The sequence below is a fragment of the Rhizobium sp. BR 250 genome (assembly GCF_047445855.1).
In the GTDB taxonomy this organism is placed as follows: domain Bacteria; phylum Pseudomonadota; class Alphaproteobacteria; order Rhizobiales; family Rhizobiaceae; genus Agrobacterium; species Agrobacterium tumefaciens_I.
The window spans coordinates 293,775-311,305 of the sequence record NZ_JARWKW010000006.1 but is presented as its reverse complement, the minus strand read 5'-3'; the positions used below and the strand labels follow the sequence as shown (position 1 = coordinate 311,305).

Annotated in this window: 12 protein-coding genes; 8 read left to right on the top strand and 4 right to left on the bottom strand. The window is 59.8% G+C overall.

Annotated elements, in window-relative coordinates; translation table 11 throughout:
- Nucleotides 1–121 precede the first annotated feature (121 nt).
- From QD336_RS12500 to pbpC, 6 genes are all read left to right on the top strand, one after another.
- Nucleotides 122–631, top strand: coding sequence for a prolyl-tRNA synthetase associated domain-containing protein (locus QD336_RS12500; protein ID WP_269346700.1), 510 nt, complete (start codon nucleotides 122–124; stop codon nucleotides 629–631).
- A 50-nt stretch (nucleotides 632–681) separates the two neighbouring features.
- On the top strand, nucleotides 682–1,650 hold the full coding sequence (gene trxA, locus QD336_RS12495; protein WP_269346702.1) for a thioredoxin: 969 nt from the start codon (nucleotides 682–684) through the stop codon (nucleotides 1,648–1,650).
- 68 nt (nucleotides 1,651–1,718) lie between these two features.
- Nucleotides 1,719–2,390, top strand: a complete 672-nt coding sequence (locus tag QD336_RS12490) for an LON peptidase substrate-binding domain-containing protein (RefSeq protein ID WP_499170931.1) — start codon at nucleotides 1,719–1,721, stop codon at nucleotides 2,388–2,390.
- Nucleotides 2,391–2,400: 10 nt separating this feature from the next.
- The gene (locus QD336_RS12485; RefSeq protein ID WP_035222506.1) at nucleotides 2,401–2,589 is read left to right on the top strand and encodes a Trm112 family protein; all 189 of its coding nucleotides are present in this window, start codon (nucleotides 2,401–2,403) and stop codon (nucleotides 2,587–2,589) included.
- A gap of 119 nt (nucleotides 2,590–2,708) precedes the next feature.
- Nucleotides 2,709–8,165: an alpha-2-macroglobulin family protein gene (locus QD336_RS12480; protein WP_499170929.1), complete on the top strand. Its 5,457-nt coding sequence runs from the start codon at nucleotides 2,709–2,711 to the stop codon at nucleotides 8,163–8,165.
- Nucleotides 8,162–10,240: a penicillin-binding protein 1C gene (gene pbpC / locus QD336_RS12475; RefSeq protein WP_499170927.1), complete on the top strand. Its 2,079-nt coding sequence runs from the start codon at nucleotides 8,162–8,164 to the stop codon at nucleotides 10,238–10,240. The genes QD336_RS12480 and pbpC overlap by 4 nt, the downstream gene beginning before the upstream one ends.
- A 47-nt stretch (nucleotides 10,241–10,287) precedes the next feature.
- Here pbpC and QD336_RS12470 read toward each other — a convergent pair whose 3' ends face one another.
- Together QD336_RS12470 and QD336_RS12465 are read right to left on the bottom strand one after the other, a co-directional pair.
- Nucleotides 10,288–10,944: a hypothetical protein gene (locus QD336_RS12470; RefSeq protein WP_269346710.1), complete on the bottom strand. Its 657-nt coding sequence runs from the start codon at nucleotides 10,942–10,944 to the stop codon at nucleotides 10,288–10,290.
- A 796-nt stretch (nucleotides 10,945–11,740) separates the two neighbouring features.
- Complete coding sequence (locus tag QD336_RS12465) at nucleotides 11,741–12,904, bottom strand: M20 aminoacylase family protein (RefSeq protein WP_499170926.1); 1,164 nt, start codon at nucleotides 12,902–12,904, stop codon at nucleotides 11,741–11,743.
- Between the two features lie 164 nt (nucleotides 12,905–13,068).
- On the opposite strand from QD336_RS12465, the gene QD336_RS12460 reads away from it, so the two are divergent.
- Nucleotides 13,069–14,187 (top strand): D-alanyl-D-alanine carboxypeptidase family protein, encoded by a 1,119-nt coding sequence (locus QD336_RS12460; RefSeq protein ID WP_499170925.1) that lies wholly within the window; start codon nucleotides 13,069–13,071, stop codon nucleotides 14,185–14,187.
- 182 nt (nucleotides 14,188–14,369) lie between these two features.
- Nucleotides 14,370–15,518 carry a CobW family GTP-binding protein gene (locus tag QD336_RS12455; protein WP_499170923.1) on the top strand — a complete coding sequence of 383 codons (1,149 nt, stop codon included), beginning with the start codon at nucleotides 14,370–14,372 and terminating at the stop codon, nucleotides 15,516–15,518.
- A gap of 220 nt (nucleotides 15,519–15,738) precedes the next feature.
- Here QD336_RS12455 and QD336_RS12450 read toward each other — a convergent pair whose 3' ends face one another.
- Nucleotides 15,739–15,975 (bottom strand): sulfurtransferase TusA family protein, encoded by a 237-nt coding sequence (locus QD336_RS12450; RefSeq protein WP_499170922.1) that lies wholly within the window; start codon nucleotides 15,973–15,975, stop codon nucleotides 15,739–15,741.
- The gene (locus QD336_RS12445; RefSeq protein ID WP_499170920.1) at nucleotides 15,972–17,267 is read right to left on the bottom strand and encodes a L,D-transpeptidase family protein; all 1,296 of its coding nucleotides are present in this window, start codon (nucleotides 17,265–17,267) and stop codon (nucleotides 15,972–15,974) included. Before QD336_RS12445 ends, QD336_RS12450 begins: the two co-directional genes overlap by 4 nt.
- Nucleotides 17,268–17,531 lie beyond the last annotated feature (264 nt).

Sequence of the window (17,531 nt, the reverse complement as noted above, 5' to 3'; positions counted from 1 at the left end):
AAGCAGCGGAAATGATTGAGAATTTTTCATCTCGCCGTTTTTTCCAGCGTTGCCAAGTGCCGGTCACCCCCTTAATCAGGTAAGGAACGACAATGGAATCGACAGAGGCAGGCGGCAGGATATGGCAGAAAATTCTCCCAAGACGGCAACGGAACTCTTCGAGTTTCTCGACGGGCTCGGCATTTCTCACACCACGAAAGAGCACGAGCCGGTGTTTACCGTCGCGGAATCCCAGTCGCTGCGCGATCTCATTCCCGGCGGTCATACAAAGAACCTCTTCGTGAAGGACAAGAAGGATCAGTATTTCGTCCTGACTGTTGAGGAAAATGCCGTCGTGGATCTGAAAAGCGTCCACAAGACCATCGGCGCGGCAAGTCGCGTCTCCTTCGGCAGGCCGGAAAAGATGCTCGAATATCTGGGCGTCGTGCCGGGCTCGGTCACGGTCTTCGGCGCCATCAACGATACGGACAGGCAGGTCACCTTCGTGCTCGACAGCGATCTCCTGGAAAACGAGCTGGTCAACGGCCATCCGCTTTCCAACGATCAGACGACGACGATCGCGTCGAGCGATCTCATTCGCTTTCTGGAGGCGACCGGACATGCGCCGCTCGTCTTGAAAGTCAGCGAGTGAAATACGATCTTTGCTTCAATCAACACAGACAGAGAGTTCAGGAGACCGGCATGAGCGGCACGAATAATCCTTACGGCGGTTCCTATGGCGGGCAGATGACCGCAAGCGTTCATCACAATGGCGAGCTGAACGGTGCGGCCTCCGGCCACATCAAGGACACGACGACCGCGGGTTTTACCAGGGACGTTCTTGAAGAATCGCGTCGCCAGCCGGTTCTGGTGGATTTCTGGGCGCCCTGGTGCGGCCCCTGCAAGCAGCTGACGCCCGTGCTCGAAAAGGTCATCAACGAGGCGAATGGCCGCGTGAAGCTTGTGAAGCTGAATATCGACGATCATCCGTCCATTCCCGGCCAGCTCGGCATCCAGTCCATTCCCGCCATCGTTGCCTTTGCGGATGGCCGGCCGGTGGATGGCTTCATGGGCGCGGTCCCGGAAAGCCAGATCAAGCAGTTCATCGACAAGATTGCCGGACCCGACGCGGGTGACCCCAAGGCCGAGATCGAAGCCGTTCTGGCCGAGGCGAAGCAGCTTCTGGCGGATGGCGATTTTAATGGTGCGGCACAGCTTTTCGGCGCCGTCATGCAGGCCGATCCGGAAAACCCCGCAGCGATTGCCGGTATCGCCGAATGCATGATCGCCGCCGGCCAATATGAGCGGGCGGGTGAATTGCTCTCCTCTCTTCCAGCGGAACTCAATGACGATGCGGGCATTCAGCTCGTTTCGAAAAAGATCGCGCAATATGAGGAAGCCCGCAAGATCGGCGATCCCGTGGCGCTTGAACGTGATCTGGCGCTTGATCCCGACCGCCACGAGGCGCGGGTGAAGCTTGCCAAGGTGCTGAATGCGCAGGGACGGCGTGACGAAGCGGCGGACCATCTGCTTTACGTCATGCGCAAGGACCGGACCTTTGACGATGACGGTGCGCGCCGCCAGCTTCTGGAATTTTTCGAGGCCTGGGGCTTCAAGGATCCGGCGACGGTTGCCGGCCGCAGGAAGCTTTCGGCGATACTGTTTTCGTAATGCGGGCATATCCCGTCCGTGGCGGCTGAGCCGCCGGTCGGGCAGCAGTGAACAGGGGGCTTGATCCCATGCATATCGGAAATGCAAGATATGTGAAGAATGACGACCTGCCGGAAACCGTACCGGTCTTTCCGTTGCCGGGCGCGCTGCTTCTGCCGGAAGGCCATCTTCCGCTCAATATTTTCGAACCGCGATATCTCGCCATGATCGACACGGCACTGGCGAGCCACCGGCTCATCGGCATGGTGCAGCCGGCGCTTCATGTCATCGAGGCGGGGCTTGAGGGCGGTCCGCTCAGCGCGGTCGGATGTCTTGGCCGCATCACCTCCTTTTCCGAAACGGGGGATGGCCGTTACATCATCTCACTCACCGGTGTCTGCCGCTTCCGCCTGCTGGAAGAGGTCGAGGCGGGCGAGCCCTATCGCAGCTTCCGGCATGCGCCCTTCATCGCCGATCTTTCCGGTGAATATGACGAGGAGGCGGTGGACCGTGAAAACCTGCTGCGCGTATTCCGCTCGTTCCTGGATGCCAATCAGCTGGAAGCGGATTGGGAAAGCGTGGAGAGGGCCGGCAATCGCGTTCTCGTCAATTCACTTTCCATGATGTCTCCTTTCGGGCCGGCCGAAAAACAGGCGTTGCTGGAAGCGCCTGATCTGAAGACGCGGGCTGAAACATTGATCGCCATCACCGAGATCGTTCTTGCCCAGGGTTCGGGCGAGGGCGGCACCGTGCTGCAATAGGATCGACGCCATGGACGACAGGATGAGCAATGTCGATCCGAAGCTGCTGGAGCTTTTGGTCTGCCCTTTGACGAAGGGTCGCCTTTCTTATGATCGCGCCCACAACGAGCTCATCTCCGAAAGCGCGAGGCTCGCCTATCCGATCCGTGACGGCGTGCCGATCATGCTGATTTCCGAAGCGCGCAAAATAGAAGACTAGTCTCCCCGTCTTCAGGCCTCCACCGATTGTCACGTCGCAAATTGACGAAGATGCGTTGACAACCATGCGTGGATTTGACCAGAGTCCCGCCCGACATGTCTGTTGCGGGGAGAATACCGATGTCGTTGCGCGCTCTTGTCCGGATCTCGTTGGTTGCGGTCTCTACCGCCCTCTTTTTTCTTCCAGCCACGGCAGCAGAATCGTCTCGAAAGGTGGTAACCACCCAGAACGGCGATTATTTCGGCTTCGATCTTAGAACGGAGCAGAATGTCTCGCTGGAGCAATGCGGCGAGATTTGTGTGGGCGACGCTGCCTGCAAGGCCTTCACCTACAATCCCAAGGTGAAATGGTGCTTCCTCAAATCCGATTTCAATCAGCTGAACGCCTTCCCCGGCGCTGTTGCCGGCAAGATCGTGGAAGTGGCGGCGGAAGCCGATATCGGCGCGCCTCAGCGCCTGTCTTTCGTCACTGACAGCCTGCAGCAGGAAGCGCGCCGGCTGAAATCCGGCCTTGCGACAAATGATGGCGAGACAGGGCAGGGTGTGGAAGCGCTGGTGGAGACGGCGCGGCAGCAGGCGGCATCTGGCAATATTCCCGATGCGGTGGCGACCTACAAGGCGGCCCTTGCAATCACGCCGGATGATGGCGCGCTCTGGGCGGAGTTCGCGGAAAAGGCGGCGCAGGTCACCGACAATTACTCCATCGCGGGTCAGGCCGCTTCCGCCGCCATCAATGCCTATCAGCTGAGCCGTACGGTCAGCGCCCGCACCGAAGCCCTGAACCGGCTGGCGCAGGCCTTCGAAAAAACCCAGAATTATCGCGCGGCACTGAACGCCTATAAGGAGAGCCTCGCGCTTTCCAACAATGCACGCATCAAGGCCGCCTATGCCGACCTGCGCACCCGCCAGGGTTTCCGCGTCATCAACAATACCGTGGATACGGACAGCGTCAGCCCACGCGCCTGCGTGCAGTTTTCCGAACCGCTGGTGAAGAATGGCGTCGATTATTCCTCCTTCATCACGCTGGATGGGGCAGCCCCCAAAGCCATTGAGGCGAAGGGCAGCGAGATTTGCGTCGAAGGCCTGACCCATGGCCAGCGTTACAAGATTGCGCTGCGCGCCGGCCTGCCGTCTTCGGTGGAAGAGCCGCTGGAAAAGCAGGTCGATCTCGATATTTACGTGCGTGACCGCGCCGCGACCGTACGCTTCACGGGTGAGAATTTCGTGCTGCCGGGCACCGCGCGCCGCGGCATCCCGATCGTCTCGGTCAATGCCGACAAGGCCGACCTGAAGCTCTATCGCGTCGGCGACCGCAACATTACCTCGCTGCTCACAAATTCGCAGTTCCTGACGCAGATGGACGGTTACAATGCCGACCGTATCGAAAACGAGATCGGTGAACTCGTCTGGCAGGGCTCGATCGAGATCAAGCCTGATCTCAACAAGGATGTGGTGACGAGCTTCCCGGTGGATGAGGCCCTGCCGGAGCGCAAACCCGGCATCTATGTGCTGACCGCCGTGCCGCCGGGCGTAGCACCGGAAACATGGGATTCCCGCGCCACGCAATGGTTCCTGGTCTCTGACACCGGCATCACCACCTATGCCGGCACCGATGGCCTGAATGTCTTCGTCCGCGCCCTTGGCAGTGCCAAGCCGCTCGCAGATGTGGATCTGCAGCTGCTTGCCAAGAATAACGAGGTGCTGGGCACGGCAAAGACGGATGCCGATGGCCGTGCGGTATTCTCCGCAGGCCTGATGCGCGGCACGGCCGCACAGGCGCCGGCAATATTGACCGCGCGCAATGGCGACAAGGACTATGTCTTCCTCGACATGACCCGCGCCGGCTTCGACCTCTCAGACCGTGGCGTGATGGGACGGGCAGCCCCCGGTGCCATCGACGTGTTCAGCTGGACCGAGCGCGGCATCTACCGCGCCGGCGAGACCGTGCACGCGGCAGCGCTTGCCCGTGATGTCGATGGCAAGGCAATCGAGGATCTGCCGCTCACCTTCATCTTCTCGCGCCCGGATGGCGTCGAGGACCGGCGTTTTGTCAGCGATGGCAAGGCGCTGGGCGGCCATGCAGTCGATCTGCCGTTGCAGGCAAATGCCATGCGTGGCACCTGGACGCTCCGCATTCATACCGATCCGAAGACGGCTGCCATCAGCGAAAAGAGCTTCCTTGTCGACGATTTTGTGCCTGATCGCGCGGAATTCGACCTTTCGAGCAAGGCAAAACAGATCGATCCGGGCGCGGAAACGGCAATCGACGTCGATGGCCGTTATCTCTATGGCGCCCCCGCTGCCGGTCTGACGCTGGAAGGCGAGGTGGCCATCAAGCCGACGCGCACGAGTGCCGATTTCGAAGGTTATTTCTTCGGTCTGGCGGATGAGGAAAGCGAAGAGGAAAACCGCAGCACGCTTGCCGAGCTGCCGGTTCTGGACGAAGAGGGCAAGGCGAGTTTCAATGTTGATCTCACCGATCTGCCTTCCACCACCCAGCTTCTTTCGGCCAACATTACCGTCCGCATGCAAGAGGCCGGCGGCCGCGCCGTGGAGCGCTCGCTGACGTTGCCTATCAAGGCGGATGCCCCGGTCATCGGCATCAAGCCGCAATTTTCCGGCGATCTTGCCCAGAATTCCGTTGGCCGTTTCCATATCATCGGCGTCAGCGCCGATGGGGCGAAGCAGGCGATGAGCGGCCTCAACTGGAAGCTCATCAAGGTCGAACGGAACTATCAGTGGTACCGTCAGGGCAATTCCTGGCGTTACGAGCCGGTGGAATATACCAAGCAGCAGGAAGCCGGCACCCTGTCCGTCGATGCCAATGGCGGCGAGATTTCCGTGCCCGTCACCTGGGGCCGTTACCGGCTGGAAGTGGAGGGCGCCGGCAATGGCGCGCCGGTTTCCAGCGTCGAATTTGATGCCGGTTTCTACGTCGAGGCAAGCTCGACGGAAACGCCCGATGCGTTGGAAATCGCGCTGGACAAACAGAACTACAAGATTGGCGATACGGCGAAACTTAAGGTTTCCTCGCGTTTTGCCGGCGAGTTGATGATCACTTCCGGTTCCGAGAAGCTGATTTCCGTTCAGAATGCCGAGATCGGTGAGGATGGCGGCGAGATCGACATTCCGGTCACCGAGGAATGGGGAGCGGGTGCTTATGTGACGGCGACGCTGTTCCGGCCTGGCGATGCGCAGGAAAGCCGCATGCCGATGCGCGCCATCGGCATCAAGTGGCTTGCCGTCGATCCGGCCGAGCGCAAGCTCGCCGTCACCCTCGGTGCGCCGCAAAAGACGCTGCCGCGCCAGCCGCTTGAAATTCCGATCACCGTTGCGGGTGCCGGCGTCGGCGAAAAGGCCTATGCCATCGTTGCTGCGGTGGATGTCGGTATCCTGAACCTCACCCGCTATGAGCCGCCGAAGCCGGATGAATGGTATTTCGGCCAGCGCCGGCTGGGGCTTGAAATCCGCGACCTCTATGGTCGCCTGATCGATGGTTCGCTTGGTGCCACCGGCCGGTTGCGCACCGGCGGTGATGGTGCAGGGGCGGCCCTTCAGGGCAGCCCGCCCACCGAAAAGCTGGTGGCCTTCTTTGCCGGTCCGGTCGAACTCGACGGTGACGGCAAGGCGACAATCAGCTTCGATATTCCGCAGTTCAACGGCACGGCCCGTATCATGGCGGTGGCCTGGACGAAGACGGGTGTCGGTCATGCCGTCTCCGATGCCATCATCCGTGATCCCGTCGTGGTCATCGCCAGCGCGCCGAAATTCCTCGCCCCGGGTGATGTCTCGCAATTGCGGCTCGATATCGCCAATACGGATGGCGAGGCCGGCGATTACCGGCTGGATGTGACAAGCAACACGGCGCTAACGGTCGATCAGGGCGAGATGTCACAGACATTGGCGCTTCAAAAAGGCGGTAAGTCGTCACTGACAGTGCCCCTGACGGGTGAACAACCCGGCAATGGCGCGATCACCATCAAGGTCTCCAACGCATCAGGTGTCTCGCTGGAGCAGGTGCTGAATGTTCCAGTCCGCCCGGCCGTTCTGCCGGTCACGACGCGGCGCGAAATCAAGATTGCGCCCAATAGCAGCCTGACGATCAATGGCGATCTTCTGGCCGACAGCATGCTGCTCGGCTCCTCCGTCGCGGTCAACGTCACGCGTTCGCCGGCCTTCGATATTCCGGCGCTGGTGATGATGCTGGATAAATATCCTTACGGCTGCGCCGAGCAGACGACGAGCCGCGCTTTGCCGCTGCTTTACGTATCGGAACTGACGAAAGACAGTGGCATGGCTGAGGACCCTGATACCCGCAAGCGGGTGCAGGAAGCGATCTACCGCGTGCTGTCCTTCCAGTCGAGTTCGGGCAGCTTCGGCCTCTGGTCGCCCGGTTATGGCGATCTGTGGCTCGATGCCTATATCACCGACTTCCTGACCCGCGCCCGCGAGCAGAGTTACGAAGTGCCCGAAGCGGCCATGGTGCAGGCGCTGAACAACCTGCAGAACGGCCTTTCCTATGATAGCAACGTCAAGGACCGCGGCAACGAGATCGCCTATTCGCTCTATGTGCTGGCGCGCAACCGCAAGGCTGCAATCAACGATCTGCGTTATTATGCGGATACGGCGCTTGCAGATTTCCCGACGCCGCTGGCCAAGGCGCATGTTGCCGCCGCCCTTTCGCTTTATGGCGATCAGGTCCGGTCCAAGAGCGTTTTCGGCGCTTCGCTGGATATGGCAAGCCGTGCCACCAATGTGAGCTTCGCGCGTTCGGATTATGGCTCTGCCCTGCGCGATGGCGCAGCGACGCTGGCGCTTGCGGCGGAAAGCCGGCCGGTGCCGGCCGTCGTGCCGCAGCTTGCCGGCGCCGTGGCGAAGGAATGGGAAAAGAAACCCTATACCAGCACGCAGGAACAGGCCTGGATGCTGCTGGCCGCCCGCGCCGTAAAGGGCGAGGACAAGGACATCCGCCTCGATGTGAACGGCGATTTGCAGACGGGAGGCTTCGGCAAGCGGATGAGCGGCGATGAATTGCTGGCAGCTCCCTTGAAGATCGCCAATGCCTCTGCCGATCCGGTCACGGCGGTCGTCACCACGGTGGCACCGCCGGCACAGCCGCTCGCCGCCGGCGGCGAGGGCTTCACCATCACCCGCACCTATTATTCCATGGATGGCGAGGAGGTGAACCCGAGCGAGGTCACGCAGAACGAGCGTTATGTGGTGGTGCTGAATGTGGTGCCGCAGAATAACTGGCAGTCGCGCATTCTGGTGACCGATCTCTTGCCCTCCGGTTTCGAAATCGACAATCCGAGCCTCGTTAATTCGGCCGAATTGTCGAATTTCGACTGGTTGCCGGAAACGGAAGCCGCACATACCGAATTCCGCTACGACCGTTTCGTCGCGGCCTTCGATCGCTCGGCCGGTGACAGTTCGGAGATTGCGCTCGCCTATGTGGTCCGCGCCGTCACCCCGGGCACCTATGATCACCCGGCAGCCTCGGTTGAAGATATGTACCGGCCGCAATTTGCCGCCCGCACGGCAACCGGCCGCATGGAGGTGCGCTCGGCAACCCCATGAGGCGGAAAAAGGCTGTCATCATCGGCTTCGTAACGGCCGCGTTGCTTTTGGGCGGCGCGGCCTTCGGTCTTGATGCGCTCGACAAGGCATATCCGCCGCCGCTGGAGGCTGCGCGGCAGCGCTCCTTCGAGGTGCTGGACCGTGATGGAAAATTGTTGCGCGCCTTCGCGACGCCGCATGGCCGCTGGCGGCTGAAGACCACGGCGTCCGAGGTCGATCCGCAGTTCCTGCGCATGCTGGTCGCTTATGAGGACCAGCGTTTTTACGATCACCATGGTGTCGATCCCTGGGCGCTTTTGCGCTCCGCCTGGCAATTGGCCAGTAACGGCCGGATCGTCTCCGGCGCCTCGACGTTGTCCATGCAGGTGGCGCGGTTGATCGAGCCGCGTGCTGATCGCTCCTTTTCGGCGAAGCTTCTTCAGGCCGTTCGGGCCATTCAAATTGAAAGACGGCTCGGTAAAGCGGAGATTCTCGATCTTTATCTGAATATCGCGCCCTATGGTGGCAATCTGGAAGGCATTCGCGCCGCAAGCCTTGCCTGGTTCGGCAAGGAGCCGGGCCGGCTCGACACCGCGGAGGCGGCCTTGCTGGTGGCGCTGCCGCAATTGCCGGAAAAACGCCGCCCGGATCGCTTCCCGGAGGCGGCAAGGCAGGCGCGCGAGCGGGTGTTGCAACGGCTTGCCGTCGAACGTGTGGTCGGCGAGGGAGAGGCGGAGCGGGCCGCATCGGCGGCCGTGCCGGTCAACCGGCGGGACCTGCCATCCTATGCGCCGCACATGGCCGTCGCCGCCCGTGCCAAATTTCAAAATGCCGCAGAGGCGCATTCGACGCTGAGATTGCCGATCCAGCGGGAACTGGAGGCTGTTGCCCGCCACGCGGCGGAAAAACTGGGCGACAAGGTCTCCGTCGCCATCCTCATGGCTGATGCGCAGACCGGTGATATTCTGGCGGAAGTAGGTTCGGCGGATTATCTCGATACGGCGAGGCGCGGTTTCGTGGAGATGAGCCGGGCCGTTCGTTCGCCGGGCTCCACCCTCAAACCGTTCATTTACGGCCTTGCCTTTGAAGACGGTCTTGTCGGACAGGAGACCATCATCGAGGATCGGCCGGCCGATTTTTCCGGTTACCGTCCGCGCAATTTCGATATGCATTATCAGGGCGATGTCAGCATCCGGCAGGCGCTGCAACTGTCGCTCAACGTGCCGGCGGTCAAGCTGCTTGATGCCGTCAGCCCTTCGGCGCTGATGGTGCGTTTCCGGCGGGCGGGCGTCAAACTCGTGCTTCCGGCCAACGAAGCGCCCGGCCTTGCCATTGCGCTCGGCGGTGCCGGTATCTCTCTCGTGGATCTGGTGCAGCTTTACGCCGGGCTTGCCGGTAGCGGCGACCCCGTGCGGCTAGGCGATGGTGTCCGCTCGTTACCGGAACGGCTGGAGGGTGACCGGCAGTTTTCCGATGCCGCGATCTGGAACGTCACCGACATACTCTCCGGCGTGCTGCCGCCGCTTGGCGTGAAACAGCGTGGCATCGCCTACAAGACCGGCACCAGCTATGGGTATCGCGACGCGTGGTCGGTGGGTTATGACGGGCGGCACGTCATCGGCGTCTGGGTCGGCCGTGCCGATAATGGCGCGGTGCCGGGCATTGCCGGTTATGCGACGGCGGCCCCAATCCTTTTCGAGGCCTTTGCAAAATCCGGCGTGGCGGTGACGCCGATGCCCGCCGCACCCTCCGGCATTGCGCGCGTAGCCGTAAGCGATCTTCCCGCCAACCAGCGACGTTTCACGACAACCGCAAGCGGTCTGCTTTCTGCTTCAAGACGCGAAAGCGCCCCCCGCATCGTGTATCCGCCGGAAGGCGCGCGGGTAGAACTCTCCAGCCAGTCCGGCATTTCACCGTTGGTGCTGAAACTGCAGGGCGGCCGCGCGCCCTTCCGCTGGCTTGCCAATGGCAGGCCCCTGCCGGACCCTTCCCACCGCCGCAACAGCGAATGGCGGCCCGAAGGGCAGGGGTTTTCAACGCTCACGGTAATCGACGCCGACGGCCGCGCCTCGAGTGTGCGGGTTTTCGTCGAGTGAATTCTACGACGCACAAAAGATGGCGCGTGCCGTCGGCCTGATTCTGTTCAGCGCACCAGAGTGCCAGTGGCTCCGAATACTCGGTCACTGCGGGTGCCAGTTTTTTCTTCCTTCGGCTTGAAACCAGCCCTAAAAGGACCGAAACCGACACTCGCGCCGAAGCCGCGTTTATACCAGGTTTCGATCTCACTGCCGACGGCAACCTGATCAACAACCAGATATGGTTTGTTGCGAGGCAACACGGCGTCGAAACAACTATCTTTCCCTCGTTTTACATTGGACAAGATATAGGACGCATCGACAGGCGTATTTCCGTCGCGGACATCATAGGTTTGATATCCTTTTACTTTGATACTATTGTAGGTCGCGAGGGATTGCCCCAATACCTCGATTTCCAAATCTCTTGGACGATCAGCAATAGTCTCGGTTTTCTCGTCGACCTTAACTGGGGCGAGTGTTTTCAACCTGTTCTGTTGCTCGATATCTTTTCCGCAAATTTCTTTGAAATCGTTGTCAGCTACTTTGTAAATATGGCCTGGAAGAAGTTTTTTGGGGCTGACGAGCGCAATATTGTGTGCGGAACCGTCCAACGCCTGCTGCGCTGCTGTCTGACCAATAAAAGGATTAGGACGAACTAAAATGCTACTACTTTCGCAAGAGGTAAGCATGCCGGTGACGATGAATGCTAAAAACAATCTTTGCATTTATTCCCCCCAAAAAATAAATCCTCAGTAGTAAGGATGATTCTGTATCCTTAGTCAACTTTGGCGTGTTTTATTGGGTTTGCACCTGAGGGCGCGCGCCTCAGTCGGCGGTAAACTCAATTTACAAATTGAAATACAATCGTAAATTATTATATTTATTCGATTTTTTATGCTAAAACTGTAAAATATTATTAATTAAATCAAGAAAATAACAGAATTGTACTGTGTTATCTCGGTGTTTTCTGGGGGTAGTATTTTTCTTGTATGGATGAATTCTAAATAAAAGCCGGAAATATTATTGTTTTACTTCGGTTTTCCGAGATTTTTCAGAGGTGAGGTGAATTTCACCTTGTGCCTAAGCTCTACTATGAGGAGAATTCAGGAGAAATGGCGTCCACGAGAGGATTCGAACCTCCGACCCCAGGATTCATACCACTTCGGCTTTAGCCGCCGTCCTGCCGCTAACGACAGAACGTTCGTGGTCTGGACTGTCCCTTCACCATGGACCTTGCGGCCTTTAGGTGCTGCCCATCCAGTCTCTACACCTTCACCGGATTTCTCCGGAGCTTGGCTCGGGATTGGCATGCTGGAAGACCAGCGAAGCTTTCCCCGACTTTGAGCAGATCGATTGCGTCGTTTCCGGGCGCAACCCCCAATTTACCTTAGGAATCCTGTGCTCTATCCTGCTGAGCTACGTGGACACTGAATTGCTCTTTAACCCGACGATGCCTGCGGATCAACCGCGTTCTGCATCGCGGTCGATCTCTTCCTCGGCTTTCTTTCCGTAAGCGGGCGGTCAGTTCGCCAGACGCTGTTCGGCCAGCTTCACCCAGTAGGAAATGCCGTAGGCGATGGCGTCGTCGTTGAAATCGTAGCCGGGATTGTGGAGCCCGGCCGAATCGCCATTGCCGATGAAGATGAAGCAGCCCGGTCTTTCCTTCAGCATGAAGGAGAAATCCTCGCCCGCCATGGAGGGGTCTACATCGGGATCGACATTCGGTTCACCCGCCACATCACGGGCAACGAGGATGGCGTGGTCGGTTTCGGCCGAATGGTTGAAAGTGACAGGGCAATAACGCTCATAGACGACTTCCGCTTCCGCGCCATTGGCAAGTGCTATGCCTTCCGCCATCTGCTTTATGCGCTCCTGCGCCAGATCGCGCACCGTTTCATCCAGGCTGCGCACCGTGCCGGCGATCAAAGCTTCGTTGGGGATGATGTTGTGGCTGGAACCGGCGTGGAAACGGGTGACGGAGACCACAACGGAACGGATCGGATCGGCATTGCGCGAGGCGATCATCTGCAGGTTGCCGACGATCTGAGCGCCGATGGTGATGGGATCGATGGTGCGGTGCGGTTGCGCCGCGTGGCCGCCACGGCCCTTGACGGTGATGGAGAACTTGTCCGGTGCCGCCATGATGCCGCCCTTGCGGATGGCGAAGGCGCCGAGCGGAATGCCCGGCATATTGTGCATGCCGTAGACCTCGTCGATGCCGAAACGCTCCATCAGGCCGTCCTCGACCATGGCGAGTGCGCCAGCACCACCTTCTTCGGCGGGCTGGAAGATGACGGCGATCGAGCCGATGAAATTGCGGGTCTCGGTGAGATATCTGGCGGCGCCGAGCAGCATTGCGGTGTGGCCGTCATGGCCGCAGGCATGCATTGCACCCGCCGTTTTCGAGGCCCAGGGTTTGCCGGTTTCCTCGAGGATGGGAAGCGCGTCCATATCCGCCCGGAAGCCGATGGTACGATTGCCCGGAAGATTGCCTCTGATGATGCCCACTACCCCGGTGCGGCCGAGACCGGTCACGATTTCGTCAACGCCAAAGGATTTCAGCTTCTCCGCGACAAAGGCCGCGGTGTTGTCGACGTCATACAAAATCTCGGGGTTTTCATGCAGGTGACGCCGCCATTCGCTGACTTCCTGCTGAAGTTCGGCGGCTCTGTTCAAAATCGGCATTCGTTCATTCCTGGGTTCATCGGTGCGGCATGTGGTAAAAGCCCATCCTCCGTGGTGGATAGTGCGCCGCATAATTGACGTAATCAATGTACTTTGCCATTGCTAGGACATATATGGTGAATATTGCCATTCCCCGACCGAAGACGGGAATTCGAGGACTAGCCTTGCCAAACACAGTGAAATCGCCAAACGCCGCCCGCCGGCTTTCCGCAACCATTGCCATCGTCACCGCAAGCCTTGTTGCAGCAGTGCCCGTGGCCAATGCCAATCCGAAAATGGTGGTGGATGTCAAAACCGGCAAGGTGATTTCCCATCAGGAAGCCTTCCGCAAATGGTATCCGGCTTCGCTGACCAAGCTGATGACCGCCTATATCGCCTTTTCGCAGATGAAGGCCGGCAAGATCAGCCCGCAGACGGAAGTGGTGATGAGCAAGAAGGCCGCCGACCAGCCGGCCTCTAAAATGTATTTCAAGCCGGGCCAGAAGCTGACGATGGACAGCGCGCTGAAGCTGCTGCTGATCAAATCCGCCAATGACATCGCCGTGGCGATCGCCGAAACCATCGGCGGCACCAGCGACAATTTCGTGGCGCAGATGAATGCGCAGGCGCAGCGGCTGGGCATGAGCTCCACCCACTACATCAATGCCAACGGCCTGCCCGGCAAGGGGCAATATACGACGGCGCGTGACCTTGCGCTGCTGGCGCTGATTATCAAGCGGGAATTCCCGGAATATGCCGGCTATTTCTCGCTGGAAGGTGTCAGCACCGGCAAGAAGAACTACGCCAACTTCAACATGCTGGTCGGCCGTTTCGATGGTGCGGACGGCATGAAGACCGGCTTCATCTGTGCCTCGGGCTTCAACCAGGTCTCGTCCGCCGTGCGCAATGGCCGCTCGGTCATCACTGTGGTGCTGGGCGCGGATAGCCTTGCCGGGCGAACAGATCAGTCCGCCGATCTCTTGCAGATGGGGCTGACGGCGCCTTCCGGTCAGGGTGTTTCGCTTGCCGCGCTCGCGCCCTATGGCGAGACCGGTGATGTGAACGACGTCAGTGCCGAGATATGCAACCCGAAGGCCGCCAAGGTGCGCAGCGAAAGCCGCGATGAGACGGGTCGTATGGTCATCCATTCGCCCTATGTCAAGGAAATGACCCGGCCGCCGGAATATTCCTTCGCCGGTCTCATTCCGGGCAGCGAGACCGTGGCGGTGAATACCGCCAAGGGCGCTGCCGGCAAGGGCGAGGTGGCCAATGTGCCGATCCCGATTCCGCGTCCGACATTCTGATCGCCCGCAACGGGCCTCGCGGCCGCCGCGATGCGGTTTATGTATTCGCAGCTTGCTAATGTTATGATATTACGATGGCGCCCGTGGCTTTTGCCCCGGGCGATTTCTTTTCGTTCCGTGCGGCTCCGGCTCTTGTCTTACGCAATGGCATGCCGGGGCAGCCATCACCATACAGGCAAGGCATGTCTCGCGATCGCATTCCGGTTTCCATCATCACCGGCTTTCTCGGCGCCGGAAAATCGACGCTGCTCAATCGGCTTCTCAAAGACCCTGAGATGAGCGATGCCGCGATCATCATCAATGAATTCGGCGATGTCAGCATCGATCACATGCTGGTCGAAAGCGCTGGCGAAGGCATCATCGAGCTGGCGGAAGGTTGCCTGTGTTGCACGGTGCGGGGTGAGCTGGTGGATACGCTGGCGGAACTCATGGACGGTATCCAGACCGGCAAGCTGAAGCCGGTCAAGCGGGTGGTGATCGAGACCACGGGTCTTGCCGATCCCGCCCCTGTCATGCAGTCGGTCATGGGCAATCCCGTCATCGCGCAGAATTTCGTGCTGAACGGCATGGTCACGGTGGTGGATGCCGTCAACGGCCTGTCCACGCTCGACAATCACGAGGAAGCGGTGAAACAGGCGGCGGTGGCCGACCGGCTGGTGATGACCAAGCAGGCGCTTGCCGATGCTGCCACGATTGCCGCACTGACGGTGCGCCTTGAGGCGCTGAACCCGCGCGCGACAATCGAGGATGGCGACAAAACCGACTGGAGTGCCGCCGGGCTTCTCGACAACGGCCTCTACGATGTCTCCAGCAAAAATGCCGATGTCGGCCGCTGGCTGGGGGAAGAGACTGATCATGACGATGACCATGAGCATGACCATGACCATGATCACGCGCACGGCCATCACCACCATCATGGCGACCACGATCATCATCATGACGTGAATCGGCATGACGCGTCGATCCGCTCCTTCTCGATCATTCATGACAAGCCGATCGAGCCGATGGCGATCGATATGTTTGTGGATTTGCTGCGTTCGGCCCATGGCGAAAAACTGCTGCGCATGAAGGCCATCGTCAAATTGTCGGACAATCCGGGCCGGCCTTTGGTGCTGCATGGGGTGCAGAACATTTTCCACACGCCGGAACGCCTCGCGGCCTGGCCGGACCCGGCGGACCAGCGCACACGTATGGTGCTGATCACGAAGGATCTGCCGGAGGCCTTCGTGAAGGACCTGTTTGCGGCCTTCACGGGAACGCCGGGCATTGACCGGCCGGACAGGCAGGCGATGACGGATAATCCGCTGGCGGTTTCGGGGTTGCGGTTTTAGGTCGTGCCGTGATGGGCGAGGTCGGCGGGTGTGGTTCCCCTCTCTGTCCTGCCGGACATCTCCCCCGCAAGGGGGGAGATCGACTCGCGGCTGGGTTTCGCCCAACTTCACCGTTGCGAATGTAGTGACGACGGCACATCTTGCCGATCTCCCCCCCTTGAGAGGGAGATGCCCGGCAGGGCAGAGGGGGTAACCGCGGCTGGTGCCGTCAAATGTCGGTTTACCCGCCCTTCACGATCCGAAACCGATGCCCCTTGTCCACCGCAACGGCCTCGACCAACCGATGCCCGTCCTCATTGCACATATGGGTAATATCGATCACCGCCAGAGGGTCGGTCGTCTCGACGGTCAGAATATCGCCGGCCTTGAGGGTGGCGAGTTTCTTGCGGCTTCTCAAAACCGGAAGGGGGCATTTAAGCCCCCTCAAATCATAAACAATCTCGGCCGTGTCGCTCATTCCTTGGCCCAGAACTTCCAGAAAGGCTTCTTTTCCGGTGCTTCCGGTGCCGGGGCGGGGGAATAGGCGAGCGGGTTCATGGTCGGGACCGGTACGCCCTGGGCGGCAGTGCCGGTCTGGCCAGCCGCTGCGGGGGTAGCCGCGGCAACCATGGTCGGGGCCGCTGGCGCCGGGTTCGATTGCGGGGCGGCGGGTTGGGTCGCCGAAGGACGCGGGCCGCGCAGGGCCGAGGCGGTTGCGGTCGTGGCCGGAGAGGACGAGGTCACCTGCTGCGCCTTTTTCTCCATCAGCGCGGCATATTCCGTTTCCTTCATCAGCTTGCCGGCCTTCAGCGCCGAGCCGGTCGGGGCGTATGCGGGTTCGCGGCCCTTGCGCTTTTCGGCCACCAGCGCCTTGCGCTCGGCCTCGCTCGGGTCGTACCAGGCCATGCCGTCATATTTCTTCATCGCCTTTTCATAGGCGAGATCATAGGTCTTTTCGTAGCTCGAAAGCGCGCTGACGAGTGCCGGCGGCGTGCTCATCGGCGGGCACTGGGCGGCGGCGTTGAAGCTGCCGCCTTCCGTCTGCTGGTTGAAGACATATTTCTTCTCGCAGACATTCACTTCCGGCGGACGCTTCGTCACTTCGAAATTGTCGTAACCGACCTTCAGCATCTTCCAGAATTCGAGATGTTCGCTCTGGCGATGGCGGGCCATGTTTTCCGCCGTCATGCGGAAGGGAAAGGCCTGCAGCTGCACGGTCTTCTGGCCGCCCTTGAAGGCGTCGCGCGCAAAACCGTAGATTTCAAGAATCTGCGCATCCGTCATCGAATAACAGCCGGAGGACGAGCAGGCGCCATGGATCATCAGATTAGTGCCGTTGCGGCCATTGGCGGCATCGTAACGGTTCGGGAAACCGGTATTGATGGCGAGGTAATATTTGGAATTCGGGTTAAGGTGCGCAGGCGTCAGGTTGTAGAAACCTTCCGGCGCCTGGCGGTCGCCTTCCTTCACCTTCGGGCCGAGTTTACCGGACCAAGCGCAAATCTCGTAGCCGGCAATCTTCTCGAAGCGGTTGTCGCGCCTGGCCTTCCAGATTTCCAGCGCGCCTTCTTCCTTGAAGATGCGGATCATGATCGGTGAGGTGCGGTCCATGCCCCGCTTGTCGATCTCGGCCAGAATAGCCGGAGACAGCGGGTAATCGACCTTGTTCTTAACGTGGGAAACGTCGCGTTCGACGGTTTCGAGCGTATCGTTGCAGCCGGCAAGAACGAGCGCGGTGCAGGCAAGAAGTGCAAAATGTGTCAAACGCATGATCTGATCCGAAAGACGATGGCACGAAACGGCGGCAGTTCTATACCGTTCCGTGTGCAATTTAAATACGGTATTAACCGTTTACATCTTCTTAACTCAAATCGGATCCGCCCCCGCGGCCGCCGATACATCTGTTGATGTGACCGGACTATGGCCGAGTTGGGGCGATCTTGCCGGAAATTAAGGCCGGAGTCAGATTGTTTTAGCTGTTCTTCGAACCGCCAAACGATCTGACTTTTTCTTTGAACGCATTTGCCGGGCGTA

Excerpts from the sequence above, each read along its gene's own strand:
- QD336_RS12500 (WP_269346700.1), top strand. The coding sequence starts at position 122 with ATGGCAGAAAATTCTCCCAAGACGGCAACGGAACTCTTCGAGTTTCTC.
- trxA (WP_269346702.1), top strand. The coding sequence starts at position 682 with ATGAGCGGCACGAATAATCCTTACGGCGGTTCCTATGGCGGGCAGATG.
- QD336_RS12490 (WP_499170931.1), top strand. The coding sequence starts at position 1,719 with ATGCATATCGGAAATGCAAGATATGTGAAGAATGACGACCTGCCGGAA.
- QD336_RS12485 (WP_035222506.1), top strand. The coding sequence starts at position 2,401 with ATGGACGACAGGATGAGCAATGTCGATCCGAAGCTGCTGGAGCTTTTG.
- QD336_RS12480 (WP_499170929.1), top strand. The coding sequence starts at position 2,709 with ATGTCGTTGCGCGCTCTTGTCCGGATCTCGTTGGTTGCGGTCTCTACC.
- pbpC (WP_499170927.1), top strand. The coding sequence starts at position 8,162 with ATGAGGCGGAAAAAGGCTGTCATCATCGGCTTCGTAACGGCCGCGTTG.
- QD336_RS12470 (WP_269346710.1), bottom strand. The coding sequence starts at position 10,944 with ATGCAAAGATTGTTTTTAGCATTCATCGTCACCGGCATGCTTACCTCT.
- QD336_RS12465 (WP_499170926.1), bottom strand. The coding sequence starts at position 12,904 with ATGCCGATTTTGAACAGAGCCGCCGAACTTCAGCAGGAAGTCAGCGAA.
- QD336_RS12455 (WP_499170923.1), top strand. The coding sequence starts at position 14,370 with ATGTCTCGCGATCGCATTCCGGTTTCCATCATCACCGGCTTTCTCGGC.
- QD336_RS12450 (WP_499170922.1), bottom strand. The coding sequence starts at position 15,975 with ATGAGCGACACGGCCGAGATTGTTTATGATTTGAGGGGGCTTAAATGC.
- QD336_RS12445 (WP_499170920.1), bottom strand. The coding sequence starts at position 17,267 with ATGCGTTTGACACATTTTGCACTTCTTGCCTGCACCGCGCTCGTTCTT.